General features: G+C 61.3%; 1 protein-coding gene. It reads left to right on the top strand.

Annotated elements, in window-relative coordinates:
- Positions 1–162 precede the first annotated feature (162 nt).
- Positions 163–2,817, top strand: coding sequence for a TonB-dependent receptor (locus C4334_RS14480; RefSeq protein ID WP_352432799.1), 2,655 nt, complete (start codon positions 163–165; stop codon positions 2,815–2,817).
- Positions 2,818–3,297 lie beyond the last annotated feature (480 nt).

The raw sequence follows: 3,297 nt of genomic DNA, 5'->3' as shown, positions 1-3,297 counted from the left end.
GGCTAGACTGAAGGAAGGTGGTTCCCAGTCCAGAATGTATTGACCGATTACACTCTTTTGGACTGGCTTTGTGCCGGTGCTAAAATTAACCACACTAATGCACGCGGCGCGAGGGGAAGAGAAGAGTTTGGCCTTAACGCAGAGACGGGCATGAATCGGCGCATGGCTCAACGAACAGCTTTCACCATGGGCGCACAAAGGCCAGGCGTTGACGTGCTGGGCGGCCGAGTTTCGTTGCGGGCAGTCAGCCTTTCAAGCGCCGCAGGCATGCAGCGTCCGGCGGATCGTTTAGAGCCGAGCGGATCTTTTCACCTCGCACAAACAGCTCCCGTCGCGCAAAACAACGAGTCGGCGGATCGTCCAGGAGGGAACAGTTCTTTTCGTAAGCGGCAGGGCGTACGTGACCTCGAGTTGGTCCTCTTAGTGCTTCTCTTGACGGCGCGCGCATTCGCCGGCGAAAGCGTCGCGCAGTCACGCGCCGTCCAATCCCTGCTTGTCACCGTTGCTGACGACAACGGCGTGCCCGTGGCGCGGGCGCGCGTCACGCTGAAGACAGCGACGCAAGAGTCAACAATCGAAACTGACCAAGCCGGTCGCGCACAGTTCGTCGGGCTCAAACAAACGGCGCATCGTCTGCTGCACGTCGAAAAGGAGGGCTTTTACGCGACCGAAGCGCAAGTCGAAGGCGACGCACAGAGCGTTACCCTCACCCTTTACCGCCAACGGGAATTCGCCGAACAGGTGAATGTCTATGAGTCATCCGCGTCGCTTGACCCGGAACAGACGGAGAAGAGCGCAACGCTCAGCGAACGCGAGGTCTTGGCGCTGCCGTACACGGCAACGCATGACTTACGCAACGCGCTGCCGCTGCTGCCAGAGGCCGTGCGCGACGGCAACGGGCGCATACACATCAGCGGCGCAGAGGCCTACCAGACAAAGACTCGACTGGACGGATTCGATATCACGCATCCGGCGACCGGACTTTGGCAAATGCGCGTAAGCGCGGATTCGATTCGTGCCATTGAAGTTCGAACCAGCCGTCGTCCCGTGGAGCAAGGGCGCGGCTCGGCTGGCGTCGTTGAGTTGACCACGGGCATGGGCGACGACCGCCTACGCTTTTCGGCGACCAACTTCATCCCGGCAGTGGAGACGAACAAGGGTCTGCACGTGAGCAACTGGACGCCGCGGTGGACCGTTTCTGGACCGATCCGACGCCAGCGCGCGTGGTTCTTTCACGCTGGGGATGGCGAGTACGTGCAGAACGTCATAAGCGAACTGCCCGCCAGCGCGGACCGCGCACAGATGTGGCGCGCGAGCGCGCTCATCAAATCGCAGTTCAACCTGGACCAGCGCAACATCTTCAACGCGAGCCTGTTGATCAACCGTTTGCGCGCCAATGGCGTCGGGCTCTCCCCGTTCAATCCACTGGCAACCACCGTTGACCAAAGAGGCACGGCAACCCTCGCGTCGCTCAAAGAGCAACACTACGGAACGAACGGTCTGTTGGCCGAAGCTGGCTTCGGCGCAAGCGCGTACGACGACCGCGAAACACCTCTAGGGGATGCGCTGTACGTCCTGAGTCCGAACGGCGCACGCGGCAATTTCTTCCGCCTAACCCATGACCGTGCGAGCCGCGCCGAAGCGTTCGCGCGGGTCACGCTGCCGCTGCAAGCCTTTGGCCGTCACGAAGTCAAGTTCGGTCTGGAGGCGAACGCGCGTCGCTACCGACGGGCGGTGATCCGCCGTCCGATCACGATCGTACGCGCCGATGGAACGGTGGCGCGCACGACCACCTTCAGCGCAGCAGCTCCCTTCGCGCGCCAACTGCTCGAATACGGGTTCTTTTTACAAGATCGCTGGGGAGCGACCGAACATCTGACGGTGGAGCTGGGCCTGCGCGTAGACCGCGACGGCGTCGTTCGTCGCTTCGCGCCGTCGCCCCGCGTAGCCGCCGCCTACGCGCCCGACGCGAAAACGAGGTTTGTTTTGGGCATCGGCGTCGTGCGCGACGAGATTCCCCTCGCGCTCATCACGCGCTCGCAAGAGGGCGTGCGCACGGACGTGATCCGCCAACGGGACGGGGGTGAACTAGTGCGAACGAGCGCGTTCGCCGTCGGGGGGCTCAAAGGCGCGCCGTGGTTTCTCGAATGGAGCTTGGGTGCTGAGCGTGAGCTTCCGGCTGCGTTTCGCCTTGCAGTCGAGCTGATGCATAGGAGCGGACACGATCAACCGACCTTCATCGCGCGCGCTCTTGCGCCGCAGCGCTTCCTATTCGCGCTCGCTCCGAACAGGCGCGACGAATTGACGGGGTTCGAGTTCACGCTGCGACGAACGTTCAAAAACGGCCGCGCGCTTCTCGCCTCTTACTCTCACCTGCGCGCGCGCTCAAACGCCGTGCTCGATTTCGACCTCGACAGCATCGTTTTCGGGCAACAGACAGACGGACCGCTCGCATGGGAGACGCCGCACAGGGTACTCGCATGGGGCACGATGCCTCTCGGCAAGCACTTCGACCTAGCCTGTTCAGCCGACTGGCGCACGGGCTTTCCTTACAGCCTCGTTGACGAAGAGCAAAGGCTCGTTGGGCGCCCAAACTCAGCGCGACTCCCCGACTACTTCAGTCTGAACGCGCACCTCGAATGGCGGTTCGAACTGTTGAGCTATCGCTTGGCGTTGCGCGTCGGGATGAACAACGTGACGGGGCGAAAGAACCCTTCCGCCGTCAACAACAACGTTGACTCGCCGAATTTCGGCGCGCCGATCGGCGTTGAGCACCGCGTGCTGACTTCGCGCATCAGGTTTTTAGGGCGTAAGTAGCACAGGCAGCGAGTTACCGAATCGCGCGCGTTGTGCCCCGCATTCATACATAGAAATATAAAGCTGCAGCTTTATGCTTTTAATTATAACATAACTACATTGTAAAATATCTTTATGTTGGTGCTCGAATACAAGGCATACGGTAAGGTGGAGCAGTTCCGCGCGGTGGATGAGGCAATCCGCACGGCGCAGTTCATGCTTTGGCATCCGGCAAGAGCGAGGGAACTTGTCCGCAAAGGCCGGGCGGTGCGACGGTTCCGGAAGGGGTTTTTCTACATTCGGATTCTGCTATATCGGCGGGCATATGGGAGGGAAGCTCAGTCCGCATACGATGCAGGACGGAAGGCGGCTTACGCAAAACGCTCGCCGCGCGGGACGCGTTGCGCTTGTTCCATGTTCTTGGCGGGTGTGGATACCGAAAGAAGGGGGTGAGCGGCGCTCATCCCCACGGCGCGCAGCCGGGGGTCTGTAGCGCCGCCG

Source organism: Pyrinomonas sp., from assembly GCF_040289685.1.
In the GTDB taxonomy this organism is placed as follows: Bacteria; Acidobacteriota; Blastocatellia; order Pyrinomonadales; family Pyrinomonadaceae; genus Pyrinomonas.
Note: the sequence above shows the minus strand (reverse complement) of the source record. Positions and strands in the feature narration are given on the sequence as shown.